Annotated in this window: 17 protein-coding genes; 12 read left to right on the forward strand and 5 right to left on the reverse strand. The window is 71.8% G+C overall.

From position 1 onward, the window contains the following. Window positions 1-40: 40 nt before the first annotated feature. The 3 genes from FLL47_RS19350 to purE all read left to right on the forward strand — a co-directional run bounded on the left by FLL47_RS19350 (window position 41) and on the right by purE (window position 3,974). Entirely contained in the window at window positions 41-2,218 is a 2,178-nt protein-coding gene (locus FLL47_RS19350) for a hypothetical protein (protein WP_144121916.1), read from the forward strand. A 15-nt stretch (window positions 2,219-2,233) separates the two neighbouring features. After that, complete coding sequence (locus tag FLL47_RS19355; protein WP_144121917.1) at window positions 2,234-3,400, forward strand: 5-(carboxyamino)imidazole ribonucleotide synthase; 1,167 nt, start codon at window positions 2,234-2,236, stop codon at window positions 3,398-3,400. 67 nt (window positions 3,401-3,467) lie between these two features. Continuing rightward, window positions 3,468-3,974 (forward strand): 5-(carboxyamino)imidazole ribonucleotide mutase, encoded by a 507-nt coding sequence (purE, locus tag FLL47_RS19360; protein WP_144121918.1) that lies wholly within the window; start codon window positions 3,468-3,470, stop codon window positions 3,972-3,974. A 464-nt stretch (window positions 3,975-4,438) separates the two neighbouring features. On the opposite strand, the gene FLL47_RS19365 is transcribed toward purE, so the two are convergent. Further along, window positions 4,439-9,487: an SCO7613 C-terminal domain-containing membrane protein gene (locus tag FLL47_RS19365; RefSeq protein WP_144121919.1), complete on the reverse strand. Its 5,049-nt coding sequence runs from the start codon at window positions 9,485-9,487 to the stop codon at window positions 4,439-4,441. 259 nt (window positions 9,488-9,746) lie between these two features. Next, the gene (locus FLL47_RS19370) at window positions 9,747-11,099 is read right to left on the reverse strand and encodes a UDP-glucose dehydrogenase family protein (protein ID WP_425457731.1); all 1,353 of its coding nucleotides are present in this window, start codon (window positions 11,097-11,099) and stop codon (window positions 9,747-9,749) included. Between the two features lie 245 nt (window positions 11,100-11,344). On the opposite strand from FLL47_RS19370, the gene FLL47_RS19375 reads away from it, so the two are divergent. After that, window positions 11,345-12,499, forward strand: coding sequence for an acyl-CoA dehydrogenase family protein (locus tag FLL47_RS19375; protein WP_144121921.1), 1,155 nt, complete (start codon window positions 11,345-11,347; stop codon window positions 12,497-12,499). A gap of 149 nt (window positions 12,500-12,648) precedes the next feature. Here the strand turns inward: FLL47_RS19375 and FLL47_RS19380 are convergent, their stop codons facing one another. Next, on the reverse strand, window positions 12,649-13,467 hold the full coding sequence (locus FLL47_RS19380) for a transglutaminase-like domain-containing protein (RefSeq protein WP_144121922.1): 819 nt from the start codon (window positions 13,465-13,467) through the stop codon (window positions 12,649-12,651). Between the two features lie 83 nt (window positions 13,468-13,550). Continuing rightward, entirely contained in the window at window positions 13,551-14,036 is a 486-nt protein-coding gene (locus FLL47_RS19385) for a MarR family winged helix-turn-helix transcriptional regulator (RefSeq protein ID WP_246158232.1), read from the reverse strand. Between the two features lie 110 nt (window positions 14,037-14,146). Between FLL47_RS19385 and FLL47_RS19390 the strand changes: the two genes are divergently transcribed. The 3 genes from FLL47_RS19390 (at window position 14,147) to FLL47_RS19400 (ending at window position 17,134) form a co-directional block, all read left to right on the forward strand. After that, on the forward strand, window positions 14,147-14,599 hold the full coding sequence (locus tag FLL47_RS19390) for an SgcJ/EcaC family oxidoreductase (protein WP_144121923.1): 453 nt from the start codon (window positions 14,147-14,149) through the stop codon (window positions 14,597-14,599). Window positions 14,600-14,690: 91 nt separating this feature from the next. Continuing rightward, the gene (locus FLL47_RS19395) at window positions 14,691-15,188 is read left to right on the forward strand and encodes a YflT domain-containing protein (protein ID WP_144121924.1); all 498 of its coding nucleotides are present in this window, start codon (window positions 14,691-14,693) and stop codon (window positions 15,186-15,188) included. A 167-nt stretch (window positions 15,189-15,355) separates the two neighbouring features. Continuing rightward, window positions 15,356-17,134, forward strand: a complete 1,779-nt coding sequence (locus FLL47_RS19400) for a glycoside hydrolase family 35 protein (RefSeq protein WP_144121925.1) — start codon at window positions 15,356-15,358, stop codon at window positions 17,132-17,134. A 130-nt stretch (window positions 17,135-17,264) separates the two neighbouring features. On the opposite strand, the gene FLL47_RS19405 is transcribed toward FLL47_RS19400, so the two are convergent. Then, window positions 17,265-17,855, reverse strand: a complete 591-nt coding sequence (locus tag FLL47_RS19405; RefSeq protein WP_144121926.1) for a Dps family protein — start codon at window positions 17,853-17,855, stop codon at window positions 17,265-17,267. 281 nt (window positions 17,856-18,136) lie between these two features. Here FLL47_RS19405 and FLL47_RS19410 point away from each other — a divergent pair, with 281 nt between their 5' ends. From FLL47_RS19410 to FLL47_RS19430, 5 genes are all read left to right on the forward strand, one after another. Next, window positions 18,137-18,910 carry a VOC family protein gene (locus FLL47_RS19410; protein WP_144121927.1) on the forward strand — a complete coding sequence of 258 codons (774 nt, stop codon included), beginning with the start codon at window positions 18,137-18,139 and terminating at the stop codon, window positions 18,908-18,910. Between the two features lie 53 nt (window positions 18,911-18,963). Further along, window positions 18,964-20,004: a glycosyltransferase family 2 protein gene (locus FLL47_RS19415; RefSeq protein ID WP_144121928.1), complete on the forward strand. Its 1,041-nt coding sequence runs from the start codon at window positions 18,964-18,966 to the stop codon at window positions 20,002-20,004. A 127-nt stretch (window positions 20,005-20,131) separates the two neighbouring features. Beyond that, a complete protein-coding gene (locus FLL47_RS19420; RefSeq protein ID WP_186315797.1) occupies window positions 20,132-21,544 on the forward strand; it encodes a glycoside hydrolase family 18 protein in 1,413 nt (470 codons plus the stop codon). A 352-nt stretch (window positions 21,545-21,896) separates the two neighbouring features. Continuing rightward, window positions 21,897-22,691 carry an SCO2525 family SAM-dependent methyltransferase gene (locus tag FLL47_RS19425; protein WP_144121930.1) on the forward strand — a complete coding sequence of 265 codons (795 nt, stop codon included), beginning with the start codon at window positions 21,897-21,899 and terminating at the stop codon, window positions 22,689-22,691. A gap of 21 nt (window positions 22,692-22,712) precedes the next feature. Further along, complete coding sequence (locus FLL47_RS19430) at window positions 22,713-24,581, forward strand: SCO2524 family protein (protein WP_144121931.1); 1,869 nt, start codon at window positions 22,713-22,715, stop codon at window positions 24,579-24,581.

A 24,581-nucleotide genomic window follows, 5' to 3' on the forward strand; every position in this document is an offset into this window, starting at 1 on the left:
GACGCCACCGTCGCTCAGCCTTCCCTGAGGAGATGGTCGCGTGGCCGGTCTCGCCGCTCTGCTGAGCTTCGGCTCCGATCGCAAATCCACCGACACGCTCACCGCACTGTCCCGCGCGCTCGCACCGCGCGGCTCCGAGGAGGCCCGCGGCGTCTGCGGCTCCGCGAAACTCCTGGTCCGCGCCGCGATGCCGATCGTGCACCGGCTGGACGTCACCACTCTGATCGTCGACGGCATCGTCGAGCTGAGCACCCTGGCCCACCGGTACGCCGAGCGGGGGCCGCTGGGCCTGGTCGGCGGGGCCGACCCGTACACGCTGATCATGGCCGATCCGGATGGTCTCGTGCTGGCCCGCAACGGCGACGGCCCGCCGCTCTACTACGCCCGCTGCCGCGGCGCGGTGCTGGTCGCCAGCGAGCCCGCCGCACTGCTGGCCGCGGGGGTGCCCGCCCGGCCCGACCCGGAGACCGTCGCCCGGTTCCTGGCCGTCGGCAGCTGCGACGAGGGCGCGGCCACCTTCTTCGACGGCATCCGCCGGGTGCTGCCGCACCAGGTCGTCGAGATCTCCGCCGGGCACACCGACGGCTGGGTGGTCCGCGCGCACCCGCCGGTCCGGCACCGGGGCCACCCGATCACCGGTCGGATGGCGCTGCTCGGCGCGGTCGGCGAAGGGCGGCTCGGCGTGCTGCTCGGCCCCGGCCTGCCCGGCGCGGCGGTGCTCGGCGCGGCGCTGTCCGAGCGCGCCGAGCCCCGCGGGCTGCCCGTGTACTCGGTGAACTTCCCGGGGCTGCCGGCGGACTCGTCCGCGTACGCCTCGGCGCTGCTCGGCCCGCTGCCCGACGCCAGCGTGCGGCACCGGGCGCTGCCGTTCTTCGCCGACGAGATCGACGTCGACGGGTTCCTCGCCGACGTCGGCGAGCCCATGCCCGACCTGTCCTCGTACCTCGCCTGGGCGGTGGCGCGGGCGACCGGGGGCGAGATCGACGCGCTGCTGGGCGCGGGCGGCTGGAGCGGACCGGTCGGCCACCTGCCGCGCCTGGCCGACCGGGTCGCCAGCCGCTACGGCGTCGCGCTGCGGTTCCCGTACCGGGACCTGGAGACCACCGACGAGGCGCTGCGGGCCGAGCTGCGCGGGCTCGCCGAGCGCACCCTGCCGCCGGTGTCGTTGCGGGCCGCCGGGGCCGCCCCCGCCGCCGCGTCGCTGGAGCCGCCGCTGCGGGAGATCCTGCTGAGGCTGCGCGCCGAGATGATCAGCGCGCTGCTGTATCCGCGCCACGGCGCGACCGACCACGACGGGCTCGCCGTCATGCAGCACCTGCCGACCGCGCACGAGGCCGACGTGGCCCGGTTGTGGCGTCGTTACCTGCTCGAGCGCTGGCTGACCACGGTCCTCGCGCCGTACGAACGCACCCCCGACGTGCCCGTGGCCCGCCCCGCGCCCGGACCGGTCGTGATCGCCGCGGCGGGGCAGGACTGGACCACCCACGCCGTGGTCACCGAGCCCATCACGGCCGGTGACCGCATCGCCGACAAGTTCGCCTGGTACGTCGCCGAGTTCGCGCACGGCGCCGACAAGTCCGCCCGACAGGCGCTGCGCCGCCCCTGGCACCTGCTCGTCGCCGCGAAGCCGGTCGCCGTGGCCCAGGGCCTGTCCCGGGCAATCTGGGAGATCGAGCCCGGCTCGTACGCCCGCGCGCTGGTCCGGCTCGCCGGGCCCGCCGTCGGGCTGGCCGACCCGTGGAGCATGCAGGTGGCGCTCGACCACGGCGGCCCGGTCCGGCTCGGGCTGGCGGTGCTGAGCGCCCGGCTGGGCCGCCGCGCCTGGGCCGAGCGTTTCGCCGGGCCGCTGGTCCGCTCCGTCTGCCCGCCCCGCGAGCAGGCCTGCCCGCCCGCGCACCTGGCCGTGGTGCCGCCGCCCCGCGACGCCGACCGGGTCGCCGAGCAGATCGTCGCGGCGCTGCGCAAGACGCTGCCCGACGACGTGTACGCCATGCTGGCCGGCTGCGCCGTCGTCGGCGCGGGAGACGGCGGCATGCGTCTGCTGGGCTGGTCACAGCCCGGTGAGCCGCCCGCCGGGCTGCTGGAGCGGCTGTGCGAGCGCAACCCCTTCGGCCAGGGCGACGAGCGCACTCCGCTGGTGCTGGCGCTCGCCGCGCCGCGCCGCGTGGCGCAGTCCACTGGGCGTAAGGGCGCGAAGGCTTCGGCACGTCGGCGCTGATTAGACTCCTTGCCGATGGACACTCGCACCGGCCTCCCCGTCGTCGGCATGATCGGCGGCGGCCAGCTCGCCCGTATGACCCACCAGGCGGCGATCGCCCTCGGCCAGTCCCTGCGGGTGCTGGCCAACGACGTCGACGAGTCCGCGGCCCTGGTCGCGGCCGACGTCCAACTGGGCAGCCACACCGACCTGGACGCGCTGCGCACCTTCGCCAAGTCGTGCGACGTGGTCACCTTCGACCACGAGCATGTGCCCGGCGAGCACATCCGCGCCCTGGTCGCGGCGGGCCACAAGGTCTTCCCGGGGGCCGACGCGCTGCAGTTCGCCCAGGACAAGCACCTGATGCGCCGCCGGCTGTCGGAGCTGGGCGCACCGGTGCCGCGCTGGGCGCCGATCGCCTCGGCCGCGGAACTGGTCGAGTTCGGGCTGCCCGCGGTCGTGAAGACGGCCCGCGGGGGATACGACGGCCGCGGCGTTTTCGTCGTCAACGACGTCGAGGAGATCATCGACCTGCTGGCCAGCGGGGCCGAACTGATCGTCGAGGAGAAGGTCGAGCTGCGCCGCGAGCTCGCCGTGCAGGTCGCCCGCTCGCCGTACGGGCAGGTCGCGGTGTACCCGGTGGTCGAGACGGTGCAGCAGGACGGCATCTGCGTCGAGGTGCTCGCCCCCGCCCCGGACCTGCCCGAGGACGTCGCGCTCGGGGCTCAGGAGCTGGCCATCCGCATCGCCAACGAGCTGGGCGTGGTCGGCCTGCTGGCCGTCGAGCTGTTCGAGGTCGCCCCGCGCGTCCCGGGCGACGCGCCGCGGCTCGTCGTCAACGAGCTGGCCATGCGGCCGCACAACTCCGGGCACTGGACCATCGAGGGCGCGCGCACCTCCCAGTTCGAGCAGCACCTGCGGGCGGTTCTGGACTACCCGATGGGCGACACGTCGCTCGCCGCGCCCGCCGTCGTCATGGCCAACGTGCTCGGCGGCCCCGAGGGCGGCATGTCGATCGACGAGCGGCTGCACCACCTGATGGCCGCCGAGCCGGGCGTGAAGGTGCACCTGTACGGCAAGCAGACCCGGCCCGGCCGCAAGATCGGGCACGTCACCGCGCTCGGCGACGACCTGGCCGACTGCCGCGCCCGCGCGGCCCGCGCCGGCCACTGGCTGACCTACGGAAAGGCTCTTGAAGCATGAGCGAGCGCAGCGAGCGAATCATGGGGCCCGGCTTCCACGCCGGGACACAGCGAAGCGGAGTTTCGGCATGAGCGAGCAGACTCCCGCGCCACTGGTCGGGATCATCATGGGTTCCGACTCGGACTGGCCCGTGATGAAGCCTGCCGCCGAGGCGTTGGCCGAGTTCGGCGTGTCTTATGAGGTCCGGGTCGTGTCCGCGCACCGTACGCCGCAGCTCATGATCGACTATGGGCAGACCGCCGCGGACCGCGGCATCAAGGTCATCATCGCGGGCGCGGGCGGCGCGGCTCACCTGCCCGGCATGGTCGCCAGCGTGACACCGCTGCCGGTGATCGGCGTGCCGGTGCCGCTGAAGTACCTCGACGGCATGGACTCGCTGATGTCCATCGTGCAGATGCCCGCGGGCATCCCGGTCGCCACCGTGTCGATCGCGGGCGGCCGCAACGCGGGCCTGCTCGCGGCCCGCATCCTCGGCGCGCACGACGCCACCCTGCGCGCCAAGCTCACCGACTACGCCCACAGCCTCACCGAACTCGTCGCCCAGAAGGACGCCGCCCTCCAGGCCACCCTCTGACCGGTCCCTTTCGCAAACCGCCCATATCGCTCGCGGTTCACCGCTCACCCGTCCCATGATCTGTTTTTGTGGACGCTGGACGCCGCTATGACAGCACCCAGCGTCCACAAAAACAGATCATGACCTGACGGGTCGGCGGCTGCCGCTCGCACCGGCGTGACGATTGGGGCCATCGGCGCATTTCGCCGGGCGGTGCCTCCGAAGCCGGCGCGATCAAGATCGCCGGACCGCTCGCGGCCGTTGATCGCTGAACTTGCCAGGCACCTGTGCGTATCTTGACCGCTGATACGCACAAGTGCCTGGCAAGTCCGATGATCATGGTGCACCGCGCGCCCGGACCGCCCGCCCGCCCGGACCGCGAGCCCGGACGGCGAGCCCGGACCGCGAGCCCGGACGGCGAGCCCGGACCGCGAGCCCGGACGGCGAGCCCGGACCGCGCGGCCGCAGTGGAGCGCAGGGCCAGGTCAGCGGAATTGTTTGTAGCGGTCGGCGGCGCGGCGGCGGCGTTCGGAGTTGGCGCCGAGGACGATCAGGACGATGCCGCCGACGAGGACGCCGAGCCAGGTGGTGCCGACCAGGGTCAGGGCGTGCAGGGCGGCGATGACGGTCACGGTCGCGCCGATCGCCACGGGGGCCTGCTGGCCGTACCGGGAGCCGATCACCAGGGTGAGGATGGCCGCGACCAGCAGGCCGACCTCGCGGATCGGGTTGGTGTCGGTGACCAGCACGACCACCACGGTCGGCCCGAAGCCCGCGATCAGCGCCGGCCCGTACGCGGCCCAGCTGCCCAGCTGTGGGCGCTGCCGCAGTTCGAGCAGCCCGACCGCGAGCGCGAGCAGGGCGAACGGCAGCGTGTACGCCTCCGGCAGCGCGATGTCGGCGCTGCGCATGATGAGCCACCAGGCGGCGATCTCGCTGCCCGCGGCGGCCCAGAACAGCACCCGGCGCTGCCCGGTGGGTCGGCCTGCCCGGGTCGCCGCGATGCCGAGCACCGCGCCCCAGCCGACGAGTAGCGCCGCGACCTGCGATGGAGCACGTACGGCCAGGGCCAGGGCGATCACTCCGGCGGTGTAGCCGGCCCACTCGACCGCGCTGGCCTCACGCAACGCCTCGGGGCGGGTGAATCGCGGGTGCAGCGCCGCGCCGACGATCAGGATCGCGCCGACGCCCAGCACGCCGAACGCCGCCCATTCCGGCTTGGCGCCGATACGCAGGCTGACGGTCAGCACGAACAGCTGCGCGGCCAGCGCCGCGCCGAGCCAGCCCAGGATGCGGGCGCGCTGGCTCTTGCCGCCGAGCGCGGCCACGGCCCCGACGGCGACCGCGCCGCCGAACGTGAAGATGGTCAGCCCCGGGGTGGCCAGCGCTCCGGCCAGGCCCGCGCCGCCCGCGATGAGGCCCAGCAGCAGCACCGCGACGCGGGCGGCGCGGACCGGGCGGTCGACGTCCTCGCCGGACGGCGGCTCGGTGAGCGCGACGCTGAGCATGCAGACCGTGAACACGCCCAGCCCCGCCAGTACGCTCGCCGGCCAGGCCAGCCCGAGGCCGGCTGGGGCGATCAGCAGCGTCACCGCCGCGCCGGGCACCACGACGGAGACGGCCCGGGTGGGGCCGCCGCCGAAGCCGACCGCGGCGATGCCCGCGGCGACGGTGAGCAGCACCGCGGTCAGTACCGCGGCGACGTCCGCGGCGACCGTGGTGGCCGCGGGCGGGCCCTGCCAGATCGCGTTCAGGCTGTCGTACGGGCGGACCAGCGCGGTATGCAGCGCGGGGGCCAGCGAGGCGAGGGCGATGAAGGCCGGTGCGGCGGCTGCGGCGGCCGCCATCGCGCCGGGGTACGACGGGAAGCGCCGGCTGCGCTCGATCAGCTCCTGGCGGGAGTCGAACCCGACGCGCCAGCGCTGCGGGCCCTCCTTCGGCACCCGGCGCGGGATCGGCACGGCAACCCGTTCGGGGGTGAGGCCGAGCTGGTCGCGGGTGGTGGTGCGGAGTAGTTCGGCGAGCACCACGAGCAGCACCGCCGCGGCGGCGTACACCCCGGCGGGATGTCCGTTCGCGAGCGCGAGCAGAGCGATCAGCGTGCCGGAGACGGCCACGCCGACGGTGCCCCAGCCGAGGTAGGGCGCGGCGGGCCGGCGCGCCGCGGCCAGCGCCGCCAGCCCGATGCTGGTGCCGCCGAGGGCGGCGGTGAGCAGTACGTCGGGCTCCTTGCCGGCGCTCGCGGCGAACGCGGCCAGCGCTGCCGGGCCGGCCAGCAGCACGGCGAGCACGCCCGCCCCGCCGAGCACGTCCAGGTGCGCGGGCGGCCGCGCACCGGCCTGCTCGGCCTGCTGGGTCATCAGCACGGCCATCAGCACGAGCGCGGCCCCGACGAGGGCGATCATGCCGAGCGCCGCAGCGGTGGTCCACGGGCGCACCAGGCTCGCGCCGAGCGCGTGCAGCGCGACCGCGGTGGCCACGGCGAGGCGGGTGTATCCGGCGCGGGCGTCCTCGGCCACGGCCGCCGCCAGGGCGTACCCGGTGGCGATGGTCAGTCCCAGCACGATCGGCGCCCACCAGGGCCAACCCAGCGCGGCCGGGGCCCCGACGGTGGCGAGGATCGCGGCGACCGCGGCCGCCTGGTGGCTGCGCGGCGGAGGCAGCACCACAGCCGCGGCCACGGCGAGCACCACCAGCGCCGCAGGGGCCTGCCAGCCGAACTCCACCCCGCCGCCGACGGGGGCCAGGTTGGCGGCCCACAGCTCGCCGGGCAGGGCGAGTGCCTTGATCCCGCCGGCCAGCGCCGGGTAGCCCGCGATGAGCACGAGGATGCCGCCGGCCATCGCGCTGCCGGCGACGGGTCCGCGGCGCAGCTCCTGCGGGAGCAGCCGGACGGCGACGCCCACCGCGAGCACCAGCAGCGCCGACAGCACCAGCCAGTACGACGGGGCGACCAGGTGCGCCACCCGGGCCAGGGCGGCGATCAGCGCGGTGGTGACCGCCGCGGCGGCGAAGTCCGCGCCGTCGAGGGCGCGGTCGGCCCGGCGGCCTGAGTCGATGGACGGAGCCAGGGCCAGCAGGATCGCTGAGACCAGCAACAGTGCGCCCAGCCCGGCATCGAGCACGCCCGCCCCGGCGGTGCCGAACGCCGCCCCGGCCACGGCCAGCGCGCCCAGGCCGGCGCCGAGCGAGAGCGGGGTGCCGATGCGGCGGTGCGCGACCAGGCGGGCCGCGACCAGGGCCAGGGTCGCGGCACAGGCGAGGAACGAGGCGGCGAGCGCGACCTGCTCCCCGGCCGCCGGGAAGACGGTGAGCACCCCGGTGCCGACCGCGACCGGCGCGGCGAACGCGGCAGCCCCGGCCGCGGCGTCGCCGAGCAGCCCGGTGGCCGGGGGCGCGGGCAGCACCCGCTGCGCCGCCGCGAGCAGCACACCCGCCAGGGTGTACGCCACCATCAGCCCGGCGGTGGACCAGGTGTGCGCCAGCGCGACACCGACCGCGGTGGCGCCGACCAGGAACGAGGCGACCAGGTGGGCGCGGGCCGCGCGCGGGGTGCCGGCGGCCCAGGGCGCGCCCTCGGCGGAGCCGATCCCAGCGACGCCGATCCCGGCGGCCAGCATCGCGATCGCGGCGGCGGCCAGCAGCCACTGGGTGGCCACCCAGTCCAGCCCCAGTGAGGCCGGTGCGGCCAGCGCGGTGAGCGCCGCGCCCGCCACGACGGTCTCGTGCCGCCAGGCGACCGGCAGCGCCAGCGCGGCCGCGATGGTGAGCAGGGCGATCGTGGCGACCAGCGGCCAGCCGGGGTGCCCGGCCCGCTGCGCGATCTCGGCGGCGAACCCGGTCACGTCGGCGCTGCCGAACGGCCACGCCGCGGCGACCGGAGCGAGCGCCGCGCGCAGCGCGCTGCCCGCGGTGAACAGGCTGATCACGATCAGCGCGAGGGTGGACGCCAATTGCGGGCCGCGCCGGGTCGCCTCCGGGATGGCCCGTACGCCCAGGCCGGTGATCGCCACGGCGGCGGCGATGACCAGCAGCGCCCGGTCGGGCAGGGCGACCACGGCGACCCGGGCCGCGGAGCCGATGACGGCCAGCACCATGGCCCCGGCGGCGAGTTCGTTCAGCGGTGCCCGGCGCAGCATCAGCGCACCGACCAGCGCCACCCCGACCGCCAGCAGCAGCGTCGCCGAGGCGCGCAGCACCGACGGCACGGTGTCGGCGGTGAGCAGGGCGGCCACGGCGTACACGGTGGCGGCGGCGATGGCCAGCCCGTGCAGCACCCAGGCCAGTTCGCGCAGCCAGAACGCGGAGCGCCGGGTCGCCGTGGCGGCGGTCTCGGGCCGTCGCATGAAGGTGGCGATGCCCTCCGGCAGCCCGGCGGTCCGGGCGGTCGCGGGCCGGGCCACGGTCGGCGCGCCGTCGCCCGAGGCGTCGGGATCGGCCGCCGCGGTCGGTGCACCTGACGTCGTGGTCTGCGCGCCCGCGCCCGCGGAAGCCGGGGTGGCCAGGCGCGGGGGCGGGCCGGAGCGGGCGGGGGCGTTGGCCAGCTCGACGGCGCGGGCGAGCACGGCGTTCTGCGCGGCGACCACGGTCAGCACCACGGCCCAGCCGGCCGGACCGTTGATCAGGTCGTACACCAGCAGCGGCAACACCGGCTGGATGGCGATCACCACCCCGTACCGCGGGATGGTCAGGCCGGTGGCCCGGTGGTAGAGGTACGCGATCGCGGCGGTGGCGGCGAAGACCAGCCCGGCGACGACCGCCAGCGACGTGTCGATCAGGCTCAGCTGCGCCAGCAGGTATCCGTCGACCGGCAGCAGGGCCAGACCGACCGCGGCCAGCGCCTCGGCGGTCGCCGACAGGCCGCCCCGGACCAGGCTCGGCGCGATGCCGAGCAGCAGGGCGGTGGCCAGCGCCAGCACGGTGAGGCGGATGCCGGGGGCGACGTTGCTCAGCGCGACGGCGGCGAACACCACCGCGGCGATGCCGAGCAGCAGCGAACCCAGCGCGAGCATGATGTTCTGCACCGAGCGCGCGGACGCCTCCGGCGGCGGCTCGGGCAGCGGCGCGACCCGGGGGCCGCCGTCCCGCCGCACGGTGCCGTCCGGTCGTGTCGTGCGGTCGCGGGGCACCGTGGGCGCCTGCCGCGGCACGCCGGGATCGCCAGCGGCGGTGCCGGAAGTCGGTGTGCCCGGGTCCTGCGCGCCAGGAGGGCGCGGGGAGCTCTGTGTGCCGGGAGCCTGCGCGCCGGGTGGGCGGGGGAGCCAGCGGCGCTGCTTGGGCGCGGCCTTCTTCTGCCGCTGCGCCTCGGCGTGGGCGAGGATGTCGCGCTGGTACAGCGCCGCCTGGAGCTTGCTGCTCAGCTTCTTGCGCTCGCCGGACAGGCGCAGGTCCTCGGCGTTCATGTCGGCGATGGCCTTGTTGAGCCGGTTCACCTCGGCCGCGAGCTGCTCAGGGGTGTTGCCGCAGTGCGGGCAGCGCACGGAGGGGTCACGTTCCCGGCCACACATCGAGCACGTGCTGGTGGCCGCAGCCATGGCTACCTCCGACTCCCGGCACGTCACCGGCCGCTGGTGGGGAGTCCTCGGTGGTCCGCCGTCCAGGCGGACCGCAGGGACGAGCCACTAGCGGAGACGACGCGGCGTATGGATCCACTCAGCAGCAGCATGCCTAATAGGAGTGACCTTTGAAAAGCCCCATTTCAGTCAGCTAGTGGCTCGACGGGACGCGCGGCGCGTCACGCATGCGAAAGGGCCCACCCGCGATATGCGGATGGGCCCTTCTCACGTGGTGCGGTCAGACCGTCGGGCGGCCCAGCGCGCGCAGCGTCCAGCCCGCGGACTTCCAGGCGGTCGCGTCGAGGCAGTTGCGCCCGTCGACGACCAGCTTGGTGGCGGCGACCTCGCCCAGCGCCACCGGGTCGGCGTTGCGGAACTCGGCCCACTCGGTGAGCACGCAGACCAGGTCGGCGTCGGTGACGGCGTCCACCATCGACTTGGCGTACTCGACCTCGGGCAGCGCCCGCTTCGCGTTCTCCATGCCCTGCGGGTCGTACACGTGCACCGCGGCACCGGCGCGGGACAGCATGCCCGCCACGGCGAGCGCCGGCGCGTCGCGTACGTCGTCGGAGTTGGGCTTGAAGGTCGCGCCGAGCACGGCGATCCGTGCGCCGGACAGGTCCGGGCCGGCCGGGCCGAACTTGCGGCCGAGCAGGCCGGCGGCGAGGTTGAGCACCCGCTGACGGCGGCGCAGGTTGATCAGGTCGACCTCGTGCAGGAAGCGCAGCGCCTCGCCGGCGCCCAGCTCCTGGGCGCGGGCCTGGAAGGCGCGGATGTCCTTGGGCAGGCAGCCGCCGCCGAAGCCGACGCCCGACTGCAGGAAGCGGTTGCCGATGCGCGGGTCGTAGCCGAGTGCGCGGGCCAGCTGGGTGATGTCACCGCCGGCGACCTCGCAGACCTCGGCCATCGCGTTGATGAAGGAGATCTTGGTGGCCAGGAAGGAGTTCGCGGCGACCTTGACCAGCTCGGCGGTGGCGAAGTCGGTGGAGACCACCGGCACCTCGCGGTCCTCGGTGGCGGCCAGGTCGAAGACGCCCTTGTGGGCGGCGTGCAGCAGTGAGTTCGACCACTCGGTCTTGGTGGCCACGACGATGCGGTTGGGCCGCATGACGTCGTCGACGGCGAAGCCCTCCTGCAGGAACTCGGGGCTCCAGGCGACCTCGACCGCCAGCTCCGGGCGGGCGTGCTTGGCGACCAGCTGCTCGACCCACTCGGCGGTGCCCACCGGCACGGTGGACTTGCCGACGATCAGGGCCTTGCGGCTGAGGTGCTGGGCCAGGTTGCTGACCGACGCCTCGACGTAGGTCAGGTCGGCGCCCAGGCCGCTGGCGCGCTGCGGGGTGCCCACGCAGATGAAGTGCACGTCACCGAAGTCGGCCGTCTCCTGGTACGACGTGGTGAAGCGCAGCCGCCCGGCGGCCAGGTTGCGGCGCAGCATCTCGTCGAGCCCGGGCTCGTGGAAGGGCACCTCGCCCTTGCCCAGCTTCTCGATCTTGTCGACGTCCACGTCGAACCCGATGACCTCGTAACCGAGTTCGGCGTAGCAGATGGCGTAGGTGGCTCCCAGGTAACCGGTGCCGATGAAGGTCAGTCGGGGCCGGGCGGCGCCTGACGGCGGGGTGACCGGGGCAGGCTGGCTCGCGTACGGGAGCGTCACGCTTCTCGTCTCCTTGATCCGCAAGGGGTGGGGGTATCAGGTTTGAGCAGTTGAAGAGCCTACGCCCTAGACCACCCCAAAGAAAGTTTACCGGCAGGCGCTGGACGAGCTCGGCTGATCGAGCGTTAAGCTACCGACCGGTACGCCCCATATGAAAGCCGGTTCAGAGGAGGTCTCGGGTGTTCGCGCTGTATCAGCTCTCCGAGGAGCACGTGGCGATCCGCGACGCGGTGCGTGAGGTCTGCGACGCCAAGGTCGCCCCGAACGCCGCCGAAGCGGACGAAACGAGCGAGTTCCCGCAGGCCAGCTTCGATGCGCTGCGAGCCTCGGACTTCCACGCCCCGCACATCCCCGAGGAGTACGGCGGCGCGGGCGCGGACGCGCTCGCCACCGCGATCGTCATCGAGGAGGTCGCCCGCGCCTGCGCCTCGTCCTCGCTGATCCCGGCCGTGAACAAGCTGGGCACCATGCCGCTGCTGCTGGCCGGCTCGGCCGAGCTCAAGCAGCGCTACCTGCCGAAGGTCGCCTCCGGTGAGGGCATGTTCTCGTACTGCCTCTCCGAGCCCGAGGCCGGCAGCGACGCGGCGGCCATGACAACCCGGGCAGTTCGTGACGAAGATCACTATATTCTCAACGGCGTGAAGCGCTGGATCACCAACGCCGGCGTCAGCGAGTACTACACCGTCTTCGCCGTCACCGAGCCCGGCATCGGCGCCAAGGGCATCTCCGCCTTCGTGGTCGAGAAGTCCGACCCGGGCGTCAGCTTCGGCGCGCCCGAGAAGAAGCTCGGCATCAAGGGCTCGCCCACCCGCGAGGTGTACCTCGACAACGTGCGCATCCCCGCCGACCGGATGATCGGCGAGCCCGGCACCGGCTTCGCCACCGCCATGCGCACCCTGGACCACACCCGGGTCACCATCGCCGCGCAGGCGCTCGGCATCGCGCAGGGCGCGCTGGACGCGGCCCTGGACTACGTCAAGGAGCGCCGCCAGTTCGGCAAGCCCATCGCGGACTTCCAGGGCGTGCAGTTCATGCTCGCCGACATGGGCATGAAGCTCACCGCCGCCCGCGAGCTCACCTACGCCGCCGCGGCCCGCTCCGAGCGCGGCGACGCCGACCTCACCTACTTCGGTGCGGCCGCCAAGTGCTTCGCCTCCGACGTGGCCATGGCCGTCACCACCGACGCGGTCCAGCTGCTCGGCGGCTACGGCTACACCAAGGACTTCCCGCTGGAGCGCATGATGCGCGACGCCAAGATCACCCAGATCTACGAGGGCACCAACCAGGTCCAGCGCATCGTCATGGCCCGCCAACTGCTCAAGGGCGTCATCTAGTCCGGCGAGGGCGACGGCGGCAGACACGGACACAGCACTGCTGGAACGCGGAATTCAAAAGCTGCAAACGCGGAAAATACTGGCTGCGGATGCGGAAGAAGCCTAGGTTGGCGGCGTGGATGGATCGCTCACGGGCTTGGCCCAGGGCGTCACCCGTTCGGGTCCTCGGCGGCCGTGACCGTCATCGACTCGAGCATGGGCGCGCCGAAGGTGGTCACCATCGCCACGTCGGAGGCGTCGCGGCCGCGCCCGATCAGGATCCGGCCCTTGCGTGGACGGTTGTTGCGCGGATCGAACGTCCACCACCGGTCGCCGAGCCACACTTCCATCCAGGCCGCGAAGTCCATCGGTGCCGGGTCTGGGGGCACGTCGAGGTCGGGCAGGTAGCCGAACACGTAGCGGGCCGGGATGTTCAGCGCCCGGCAGAACGAGATGGCCAGGTGGGTGAAGTCGCGGCACACCCCGAAACCCGAGGCGTTGACGTCGGCAGCGGTCGAACGCGCGTCGCTGGTGCCGTACCCGAACGTCAGGTGTCCGTTGACGTAGTCGCAGATCGCCTGCACCCGCATGTGGTCGGCCGGGAGGGCGCCGAACCGCGACCAGGCCTCGTCGCCGAGCATGTCGGGCAGGCAGAAGCGGCTGGGCAGGGTGAAGATCAGCACGTCGTCGGGCAGCTCGTCGGGCAGGCGTTGCGGTGCGTTGCCTGCGGTGTCCTCGGTGGCGTCGGGCACCAGCGCCGTCGCCTCGTAGCGCACCGTGCACCGGCCGGCGGGCAGCACCAGCCGGGTGCAGGGATTGTCGTACAGGTCGACGTAGCTGCGCACGTTGAGCTGTGGCTCCAGCGACCAGGCGCGGGCGATGACCGAGACCGGCCCGGTTCCCCTGGGCTCGATCTGCAGCACGGCCGGGGTGTCCACGGCGGACTGATAGACGAACTCGCAACCGACCCGTACCCGACGCACGTTCATGTCCCACCCTGTGTCCCGAGTGTTCCGGCGTCACACCTGTCAGTGCATTGTCACATCCAGATATTTCGGTCGAGGTCGGCTGGTCAGCGGCGGTCCGTGCGGCGGGCGGTGTCGGCGCGGACCTCGCGGGTGGCGGTGAGCAGCGCATCTGCGGCACGCGAGAAGTAGTCGAACAGCACCGCCAGTTCCTCGGGCCGGTAGCCCTGGAACACCTCGCCGAGCCGCTGCCTTGCCGGGCCGACGATGGTGTCCACGTCCAGCTTCGGCACGGGCTCGACCAGCACCCGGCGGCGGTCGGCGGGGTCGGCGATGCGGCGTACGTGCCCGGCGCGTTCCAGCCGGTCGATGAGCCGGGTGGTCGCGCCTGTGGTCAGCCCGGTGCGCTCGGCCAGCTCGCCGGAGGTAAGCCGCCCGGCGAGGTTCAGCGTGCTCAGCGCGGCCCAGTCGGTGGGGTGCATGCCGGCCGCGTCGGCGGCGGCCTGGGCGTGCGCGGTCATCGCGTCGAGGTAGCGCCGGAACGTCTCGTGTGCTCCCTGCGGCATCCCGGCGGGCGGCGTGGCGTCGGCCATGGCGTGGCGGCTCCCTCTGCGCTAATCTCTGCATGAGTGCAGATATTGCACGCCTGCAGTTTCTGCGTGTCCGGAGCCCATGCTAGGCCCGGCCGACCAGGGAGGAACATGTGAACCACCCCGACCGCACCGCCGACCTGGTGGCGATCGAGCGGCTACTGGCGTCGCTCGCGCACGCCTGGGAGGCCGCCGACGCCGATGCCTTCGGCCGCGCCTTCACCGCCGACGCCAGCTACGTGACCTTCGTCGGCACCGTGTATCGGGGGCGCGAGGACATCACCGAAAGCCACCGCGCGCTGTTCCAGGCGTTCACCAAGGGCACCCGGCTGGCCGGAGAGACGATCGCCACCACGTTCCTCGGCCCGGACACCGCGGTGGTCGTCGGCCGCGGCGACACCTACAAAGGACGACGCCGCCCCGCGCTCTCGAAGATCCAGACCTACACGCTGGTACGCGAACCCGACGGCTGGCGGGTCGCCGCCTTCCACAACACCCGCCGCCGCTCGCTGATGGAAACGATCCAGTTCCGCTTCGCCCCCGGCACCCGGCCCGCTGTCCGCTGACGGCGAAAGTCCGGTGCGGACGAAGGCGGTTGGCGAGGACGTGCGGCGGGTATCCGCCTGGCAACGTCAGCCGTACTGAGGAAAGGCTCCCATGACACAGACCGAATGGGTCGCGGACAGCCGCGCCGCCGGACAGGTCGTCGTCGCGACCTACGACACCTACGCCGAGGCGGAGCGGGCCGTCGACCACCTGTCCGACAACGGGTTCCCGGTCGAGCGCACCGCGATCGCCGGTCGCGGGCTCAGCCTGGTCGAGCAGGTCACCGGTCGGATGACGACGTGGCGTGCCGCCGCGCACGGCGCGGTGAGCGGAGCCCTGCTCGGTGCGCTGTTCGCCTGGCTGTTCGGCTTCTTCAACTGGGTCACGCCGCTGATCTCGCTGCTGCTGCTCATCCTCTACGGCGCCGGGTTCGGCGCGGTCGCGGGCGGGTTGTTCGGCCTGGCCGGGCACGCGCTCACCGGCGGCCGCCGCGACTTCTCCTCGGTGTCGGCGATGCAGGCCGACCGCTACCAGATCCTGGTCGACGCCGCGGCCGCAGACGAGGCGATCCGCCTGCTCGACGAGGGCGGCATCGCCGGCCGCGCCTGACCGAGCGCATCCTGGACCGGACGGCTCCCGATCGCCGCAGTGCGGACGGGAGCCGTCCGGCTTTGTCCCTGATGGAGTAATCGATTACTGGATCGCTGACAAGCAGCTCCACTGATATCTGGTCGGGACTGGTGAAAGCGCTTTCCGTTGGTCTAGACTCCGCGACCATGCCCGTCTTCAGTGTCACGCCGGACGCCCTAGAGCTCGACGGCAAACCGTTCCAGGTGCTCTCCGGGGCGATCCACTACTTCCGGGTGCTGCCCGAGCAGTGGGGCGACCGGCTGCGCAAGCTGCGGGCGATGGGCCTGAACACGATCGAGACCTACGTGCCGTGGAACCTGCACGAGCCGCGGCCGGGCGAGTTCGACTTCGGCGGCCGGATCGACCTGGGGCGCTTCCTGGCCGAGGCGGCGGAGGCGGGGCTGTACGCGATCGTGCGGCCGGGCCCGTACATCTGTGCGGAGTGGGACAACGGGGGGCTGCCCGCCTGGCTGCGGGCCACCGAGGAGATCCCGCTGCGCTGCCACGACCCCCGGTTCCTCGAACCGGTCGACCGGTTCTTCGACCGGCTCGTCCCGCACCTGGTGGAGCACCAGGTGACGCGGGGCGGCAACGTGCTGATGGTCCAGGTCGAGAACGAGTACGGCTCGTACGGCTCGGACCGCCGCTATCTGCGCCATCTCGCCGACGGTCTGCGCGCCCGGGGCATCGAGGTGCCGCTGTTCACCTCCGACGGCCCGACCGATCTGATGGTCACCGGGGGCACGCTCGACGACGTCTACGCCACGGCCAACTTCGGCAGCCGCCCGGCCGAGCGCTTCGCCGAGATGTCCGCGCTGCGGCGCTGGCCGTCGTTCTGCATGGAGTACTGGAACGGCTGGTTCGACCACCACGGCAAGGACCACCACGTGCGGCCCGCGGCGGAGGCGGCGGCGACGCTGGCCGAGATGGTGGACGCGGGGGCGTCGGTCAACCTCTACATGGCGCACGGCGGCACCAACTTCGGCTTCCTGGCCGGGGCCAACGCGGTCGGCGAGTTTCTCGACGACGTGTACCTGCCCGACGTGACGTCCTACGACTACGACGCGCCGCTGAGCGAGCACGGGGCGCTGACGCCGAAGTACTGGGCGTTCCGGGAGGTGCTCGGGCGGGGCGTGGAACTGCCCGATCCGCCGTCGGAGCAGGCCGCGACGCTGCCCGCAGGCCGGGTCGAGCTGCCCCAGCGCCTGTCGCTGCTGGACTGCCTGGACGTGCTGTCCACCGGCACCGTGCACAGCGCCGTCCCGAAGACCCTGGAGGAGCTGGGCCAGGCGTACGGGCTGGCCGTCTACCGCACCCGGATTCCCGGGCCGCGGACCGGCCACCAGCTGCGCGTCAAAGGGCTGCACGACCGGGCGCTGGTGCTGGTGGACGGATCGCCCGCCGGGGTGCTCGACCGCAACGGCCCGGTCGGGCTGCCGGTGCCGGTCGACGGCGACGGTGCCGACGTGACACTCGTCGTGGAGGCGATGGGCCGGGTCAACTACGGCCCGCTGGTGGGGGAGCGCAAGGGCATCGTGGGCGGGGTCTTCCACGGCCAGCAGTTCCTGCACGGGTACGAGATCGACCCGGTGCCGCTGGACGACGTCTCGGTGCTGCCGTGGGGGCGGGCGACCGGCGCGGCCGGGCCGGTGTTCCACCGCGGCGTGCTGCGCGTCGACGAGGTACGCGACGCGTTCCTCGCGCTGCCCGGCTGGCACAAGGGCTACGTCTGGGTCAACGGCTTCAACCTGGGCCGTTACTGGGAGAAGGGTCCGCAGGTCACCCTCTACGTGCCGTGGCCGCTGCTGTGCGAGGGCGACAACGAGATCGTCGTGCTCGACCTCGACGGGGAGCCGGTCCAGCCGGTGGTCGAGCTACGCGAGCAGCCCGACCTGGGGCCGACGGCGACGTACATCGCTGCCTGACCGGAACCGCCCGATCCGCCGAGCAAGCAACGGGCAGCCAGGACCGGCCTCGGCCGACGCGGACCTGCCGCGGGCCGAGGCCGGTCCGCGGCGATCGCCGGGCGACGGCTTACCGAGCCGAAGGTGCGGGTCAGGACTCGACCAGCGGGGTGTCCACCAGGTGCTCGGCGAGGAACCAGGTCTGCAGCTCGCCGGTGCGGATCACGTCGGAGACGAGCAGGTCGTTCGTGCCGTCGTCGCCCATCTCGTCCGCGCGCTTGGCGGCGTCGTGCGCGGCGATCAGGATGGCCTCGTGCGCCTCCAGCAGGCGGGAGATCATTGCGGGCACCTCCTCGACGCCGTCCGGCGGGCGCTTGATGACGGTGATCTCCGCGACGTGGCGCGGGTCGCCGATGGCCACGCCGCCGAGGGTCTGCACCCGCTCGGCGATGGTGTCGATGAGTTCCAGCTGCTCGCCCGCGTGCTTGTCCAGCAGCAGGTGCAGTTGGTAGAACGTCGGGCCGCGCATCAGCCAGTGGTGCTTCTTGTAAAGGCTGTAGAGGATCTGGGAGTCGGCGAGGCACTGGTTGAGCCGCTCGCACGAGTACATCCGGGCGTCATGGGACAGGCCCACCGGGAGCTGGCGTACGGTGCCGAATTCCTGGATCTGCACCCCGTTCTGGTGCAGCATGGGCTGGCTGCCGCGGGTCGCGGCGGACTTGGCGGGCGACTTGGTGGGCATCGATGTTCCTCTCGTTCCGGCCGCGCCGGCAGGGCCGAACGCAGGCTCACCACCAGCAGAAATGCCGCCCCGATGGGTACGCGGCACACTGTGGCCAGTCTTTCAGGAGCGGCCTTGGGCGGGCTGCCGGTTGCGGAACTCCGCCGCCGCTGCCTTCGAGCTGTACCACCGTGCCGGGAGCCGGAACATGAAGATCGAACGCTTTCGCGGCTGATTTGCTCTTTGAGCGGAATTTCGGCGATGCCGAGGTCTTCCCGCGCGCGCGGAGTAAGGATGTCGGCATGGCGGCAAAGTATGAGCAGGGCACTCCGAGCTGGGTCGATCTGGGCACTACGGACCTCGACGGCTCGGTGGCCTTCTACGAGCGGCTGTTCGGCTGGACCGACGAGGACCTCGGCCCGGACGCGGGCGGCTACCGGATGTTCCGCAAGGACGGCCGGCAGGTCGCCGGACTGGGGCCCGCTACCGACGCCGGCCGGGGCAGCTCGTGGACCACGTACTTCGCCGCGATGGACGCCGACGACATCATGGCGAAGGTCGCCGAGCACGGCGGCACCGTGATCGTGCCGCCGATGGACGTGATGGGCCAGGGTCGGATGGCGGTCTTCCAGGACCCCGAGGGCGCCTTCTTCTCGGCGTGGCAGCCGCTGGCGTTCTCCGGGTTCGAGCTGGCGAACGAGCCGGGCAGCGTCACCTGGAACGAGCTGATGACCTCCGACATCGACGCGGCCAAGGTGTTCTACCAGGAGGTCTTCGGGGTGAGCATGCGCGACGTGTCGATGGCGGAGGGCATGACCTACACCCTGCTGGAGGCCGAGGGGCGGGCGGTGGCGGGCGCGCTGCCGATCGACGCCGCCTGGGGCCCGATGCCGTCGCACTGGTCGGTGTACTTCGCGGTGGACGACTGCGACGCGGCGTACGCCAAGGCCCTGGAACTGGGCGCGACCAAGGTCATGCCACCCGAGGATTCGCTCGCCGGACGGTTCGCCATTCTGAAGGACCCGCAGGGGGCGACCTTCTCGATCATCAAGAACAATCCCGACTTCTCCATCTGAGACAGCCCCGCGGGGACTCAGCCGTTCGGCACTTCGGTGGTTATCGTTTCGTCATGGCCGTGCCGAGACTGTCCGTCGTCATCCCGATGTACAACGAGGAGGCGGTCCTGCCCCTGCTCGTGAGCCGGCTGCGCCCGGTGCTCGACGGGCTGGGCCGGACCTACGAGGTGGTCGCCGTCGACGACGGCAGCCGCGACGCCACCGCCGCCATGGTGACGCTGATGCGGGCGAAGTGGCCCGAGCTGCGGCTGGTCCGGCTGCGCCGCAACAGCGGGCACCAGGCTGCGCTCACCGCCGGCCTGCACCGCTCGCGCGGCGACCACGTGGTCACCCTCGACGCCGACCTGCAGGATCCGCCCGAGGTCATCGCCGAGATGCTGGGCCTCGCCGAGGCGCAGAGCCTGGACATCGTCTACGGCGTACGCGGCGACCGGGCCAGCGACACCGCCTTCAAACGCGGCACGGCCGACCTGTACTACCGGCTGATGCGCCGCATCGTCGGCAACCGGATGCCCTCGGGCGCCGGTGACTTCCGGCTGCTCAGCCGGGCCATGGTGGACGCGTTGTGCAGCCTGCCCGAGCAGGCGCCCGTCTACCGCCTGCTGGTGCCGTGGCTGGGCTTCCCCAGCGGGCAGGTCGTCTACACCCGGGAGAAGCGGGCCGCGGGGACCAGCAAGTACCCGCTCGCCAAGATGATCAACCTGACGGTCGACAGCGTCATCAGCTTCACCGCGGCTCCGCTGCGGCTGGGCATCTGGCTGGGCGTGCTCGGGGCCGTGGCCTGCGTCATCGCCGCGGTGAAGGTGCTCGTGGCCTACTTCCAGGGTGCCGTCGTGCCGGGTTGGACCTCGCTCTCGCTGGTGGTGTTGTTCCTCGGCGCCTGCCAGCTCATCTGTCTGGGCCTGCTGGGGGAGTACGTGGGCCGGATCTACCGTGGCATCCAGGCCCGGCCGGGGTATTTCGTGGGCGAGGACTCGCTCGCCGAGGCCGACCGGCGGGTCGACGGCAGGCCGGAGCCCGATTTCCGCGACGAGCCGGTGCGCCCCCGCCGGGCGGCGGCCGCCGGCGACGCGCAACTGCGCCGACCAGGCTGATCCGTCCGCCCACTTTCGATCAGGAGCCGGATTGCCTTGGGACACTTAGGAAATCTAACTGTTAGGTCTCTTGACTGAAGTGCCGCTCCCGCGTGAAGGTTCGCATGGACGAACGATGGGAGTGCATATGCTCAGAACACTGCTCCGCCCGGGCATCGCCGGGGCGGTCGCCCTGGCCCTGGGCGCCGGCTTCCTGGCAGCTCCGGCCACCGCGGCCGGCAGCGCCCCCAAGCCGGACGCGCCGAAGAAGGTGATCTCCGCCTACTTCACCAACTGGTCCGTCTACGGGCGGGGTTACTTCGTCAAGGACATCCCCGCCGACAAGCTGAACGTCATCCAGTACGCCTTCGGCGTGCCGACGTTCAACCAGGCCACCGGCGCGGTCGGTTGCGACGTGCTCGACCCTTGGGCCGACTACCAGCAGGTCTACTGGGGTCCGGAGAACACCGTGGACGGTGTCGCCGACACGTATCCCGGCCAGAACGTCTACGGCAACTTCAACCAGCTGCGCAAGCTCAAGGCGGCCAACCCGCACCTGAAGATCGAGATCTCGCTCGGCGGCTGGACGAAGTCGACCTGGTTCTCCAGCGTTGCGAAGACCCCGGAGCGCCGCCAGGCGTTCGTGGCGGCCTGCATCGACACCTTCATCAAGGGCAACCTGCCGACCGGTGGCTGGCCCGAGGACGCGGGCGGCATCGGGGTCGCGAAGGGCATCTTCGACGGCATCGACCTGGACTGGGAGTACCCGACGGCCAAGGCCGACAACAACGTCGACTACGGCCCGGAGGACCGGCACAACGCCACGCTGCTGGCCCAGGAGTTCCGCCGCCAGCTCGACGTACAGGGCCGCGCCGACGGCAAGCACTACCTGCTGACCGCGGCGCTGCCCGCGGCGAAGAGCTCGACCAAGTACTACGAGCTGCGCGAGTTCTCGAAGTCGATGGACTGGGTCAACATCATGACCTACGACTTCAACGTGCCCGGCGGTTCCGTGGCCGGGCCGAGCACGCTGTTCACCCGCGACCCGCGCGACCCCGAGGCCGACGACTGGACCTGGAACACCGTCGGCACGGTGGGCTACTACCTCGCCCAGGGGGTGCCCGCCAGCAAGATCGTCGTCGGCGTGCCGTTCTACGGCGTGCAGTACATCCGCAACCCCGACGGCCTCTACAAGGCGTTCGACAACACCGGCATGAACCCCGATTCGCTGATCTGGGACTCCAAGCCGCAGCCGTCGTACCACGACCTGGTCGACGTGTCGGGCATCCTGACCCCCGCGGGGGCCGGCGCCAACGGGTGGACCCGCAAGTGGAACCTCCTCGCGGGTGAGCCCTACCTGTGGAACCCGGCGGCGGAGCACGTGCTGGCCACCGGCACCGTCACCGCACCGACCACGATCGTCTACACCGATCCGAAGTCGCTGGCCGAGCGCACTGCGCTCATCAAGTTGCTCGGCCTGCGCGGCGCGATGGCGTGGGAGCTCAGCCAGGACTCCGACGACAACGCGCTCATCGGCGCGCTGGGCCCGGTCCTGAACTAGGTCGCGGCGGGGCGGCGGGTCCGGGTCACCGGCCCCACCGCCCCGCCGTTCCCGTGGGCTAGTCCCGACAGCTCAGCAGGGCTCACGATCGGTTCTTGTGTGCCACCGGGTCGGGTGAAATTCGATACCACCTGCGTCCCATCTCGTTGAACCCTCTGTTCGTTGTGATGCGGATTCATGCATTTCGTGCCTACGACCCATTGACACGGCCCACTCGGTGCTGTCTGCTCAGGCGGGTGTGTGGAGCCGGGGCGTTACCGTCAGCCTCGACGTTCGTTGACATGTGGGTTTCGCCGGGCGGGAACTGTGGCCATCCCGCGCTTCCGCCTGTGGCCACGGAGCGAAGGGCACGATGAACAAATCGGCGGCGGCCGTGAAGGCGACCCGCACATCCGCTCCCGCGTTCGACGTCAAGCGGCGCTACAACGCCGACTTCGACTGGGATGGGTTCAACTCCGACTGGTACTGCGCGCACAACTATCTGAGCCTGCGTGACGACGACACCGCGATCATGACGAGGGTCGGCGAGTTCTTCCAGCAGCATCTGAAGCCGTCCACCGCACAGCGGCGCGGCCTGGACGTCGGCAGCGGTGCGAACCTCTATCCCGCGATGTCGATGCTGCCGTTCTGCGAGGGTGTCGACCTCCGGGAGTTCTCGCGCTCGAACGTGCGCTGGCTCAACACTCAGATCGACCGGTACGACACCTATTGGGACGAGTTCTGGGACGTCTATCGGGCGTTGCCCGCCTACCAGAACGTCACCAATCCGCGAGAGGCGATGCGCAAGGCCGCGAAGGTCGAGCGGATGAGCATCTTCGGATTGCCGGAACGCGAATGGGACATGGGCACCATGTTCTTCGTCGCGGAGTCGCTCACCTATGACCCGAGGGAGTTCTGGCGGGCCGTCGAATGCTTCGGCCGGGCGCTCAAGCCGGGTGCTCCTTTCGCGGCCGCTTTCATGGCCGATTCCAAGGGCTACAAAGTGGACAAGACTCAGTTCCCGGCCGTTGCCGTGGACATTACCGACGTGAAAGACTGTCTATCGGTGGTGTGCGATGTCATCGACATCGACCTGGTGGAGACGAAGAAACCGCTGCGCCGTGGTTACGGCGGCATGATCCTCGCGACGGGAGTCGCACTCAGCTGACGGAACGGCGGACGGGCGGCCATGAAGATCCAACCACGTCAACAGCTGCTGGAGATCTGGCGGGCCGCGGCCCGCAACTCCTACGTCGACGGCGAGTGGGTGTGGGGCGGCGACAACCGGTGGGATTCGATCAAGGACGCCGAGCAGTTGCTGTGCGTCATGCTGCCCGCGACGGAGATCCCGCGTTTCCGGCTGGACCAGCCGGACCAGACCGAGGACGACGTCGCCAAGGCGATGGAGGCGTTCGGCAACAAGCTGCGCATTCCGCAGGTGCTGGTCAAGGCCCTCATCGAATATCACCGCAAATATTCCGACGGTGACGGCCGGCCGATCTTCCCCGGCGGCTCGTATCTGGCCGCCCGGGATCCCGCCGAAGAGCTGGCGGAGGACCAGGTCTCGCTGGACGTCGTCGAGTCCTTCGCCCTGTCGATCACCCTCACCCTGGCGACGCTGGGCTTCGTCGGCGTCTACCGCAACTCGCTGGCACCCGGCAGCTACCAGCAGCATCAGCAGGACGAGCTGGACGAGCTGGTGAGCCTGGCGGGCAAGCGCCTCACCGAGGCGATGGTGGGCCTGCTGCGCAGCTTCACCGTGTTCACCTACGAAGCCGCGGGCACCCATGGCCAGCACCTGATCCGGACGATCAACCAGTCCAACCTCTCGGACAATCGGCTGGTCACCGACCTGCGCGAGGCGCTGCGCCCGACCATCGCCGGTCTGCGCGACCTGACCGTGGGCATCGAGCAGCTCAACAACCTGGAGTCGCCCGACCAGCTGTTCGAGTGCGGTTGGTCGTGGGGCATCATCCGCGGCGCACCGCAGGTCGACTTCGTCGACAGCTCCGGCACCCAGCGGGCGGGATACGCCTATGACGCGCCTTACCTCTACTTCACCGTGCAGGCGCTCGACGGCATCGCCGACCTGTTCTCCGCCCGCACCCGCCTGCTGCGCCTGCTCGACGACGAGCAGCTGCGACTGGCGGCGGCACTGCAGCTGCGCTGGGAGCTGACGCAGAACTACTGGTCGGTCATCGCGAGTTTCGGCGCCGGCCGCTGGCCACTGGAGGACCTGCCCTGGCGCACCACCGACGGTGACGAGTCGGACTACTTCAGCCTCCTGGTGACCTCGATCGCCACCCGGGGCCTGCTGGAGGATCGGGACAGCGACGCCGACCTGGGCCGCCTCGGACGCATCCTCTCCGAACTCGCCAACCGGGCCCGGATCACCCGCCGCCCCATCGCCGCCGACACGGCGCTTGCGCTGCACCATCCCGGTGTGGCCATCGGGCTGGACGGGCCGACGGAGGGGCCGCTGCTGAACTGGGTCGCCGCCGACTTCGCGCCGCTGCTGCTCAAGCGGACCATCCGCATCGCGCGGAACCTCAGCGACGTCCAACTGCGGGGGCAGCTGCTGACGCTGGCCGACGAGATCTGGGAGCACCTGCTCAAACGTCGCATCCCGCATGGGCGCAGCCGGGGCCTCTGGGACCAGCCGGCCGGGGCGTTCGCCCCGACAGCAGCGGGCGTCCTCGAGCTCTCCGACGTCGATACCAGCCGACTGAGCTGGCACCACACGGTGCGGGTGGTGGAGAGCCTGGTGTTCGCGGCAGATCTCGCCCGCACCGATCCGCTGCGCAGCGACGAGCTGCTGGGCTTCGCCGGGGAGCTGCTGGCCGAGGCCGAGCACCTGTTCGACAAACAGCAACTCGTCGGTTCGGCCGAGACCGGGCTCAACATGCGCAACGCGATGCAGGCGCTGCGCACCCGGCTGCGGCATGCCCGTGAGATCACGGTCGAGCGGCCGGGCACCACGGTCGCTCTGGTGCTCGACGTCTTGCGGGAGCTGGACAGTCTGACGGAGGCACGGCGCGACGTGACGGGAGCGTCCTGA

Source organism: Catellatospora sichuanensis (assembly GCF_007483665.1).
Taxonomy (GTDB): domain Bacteria; phylum Actinomycetota; class Actinomycetes; order Mycobacteriales; family Micromonosporaceae; genus Catellatospora; species Catellatospora sichuanensis.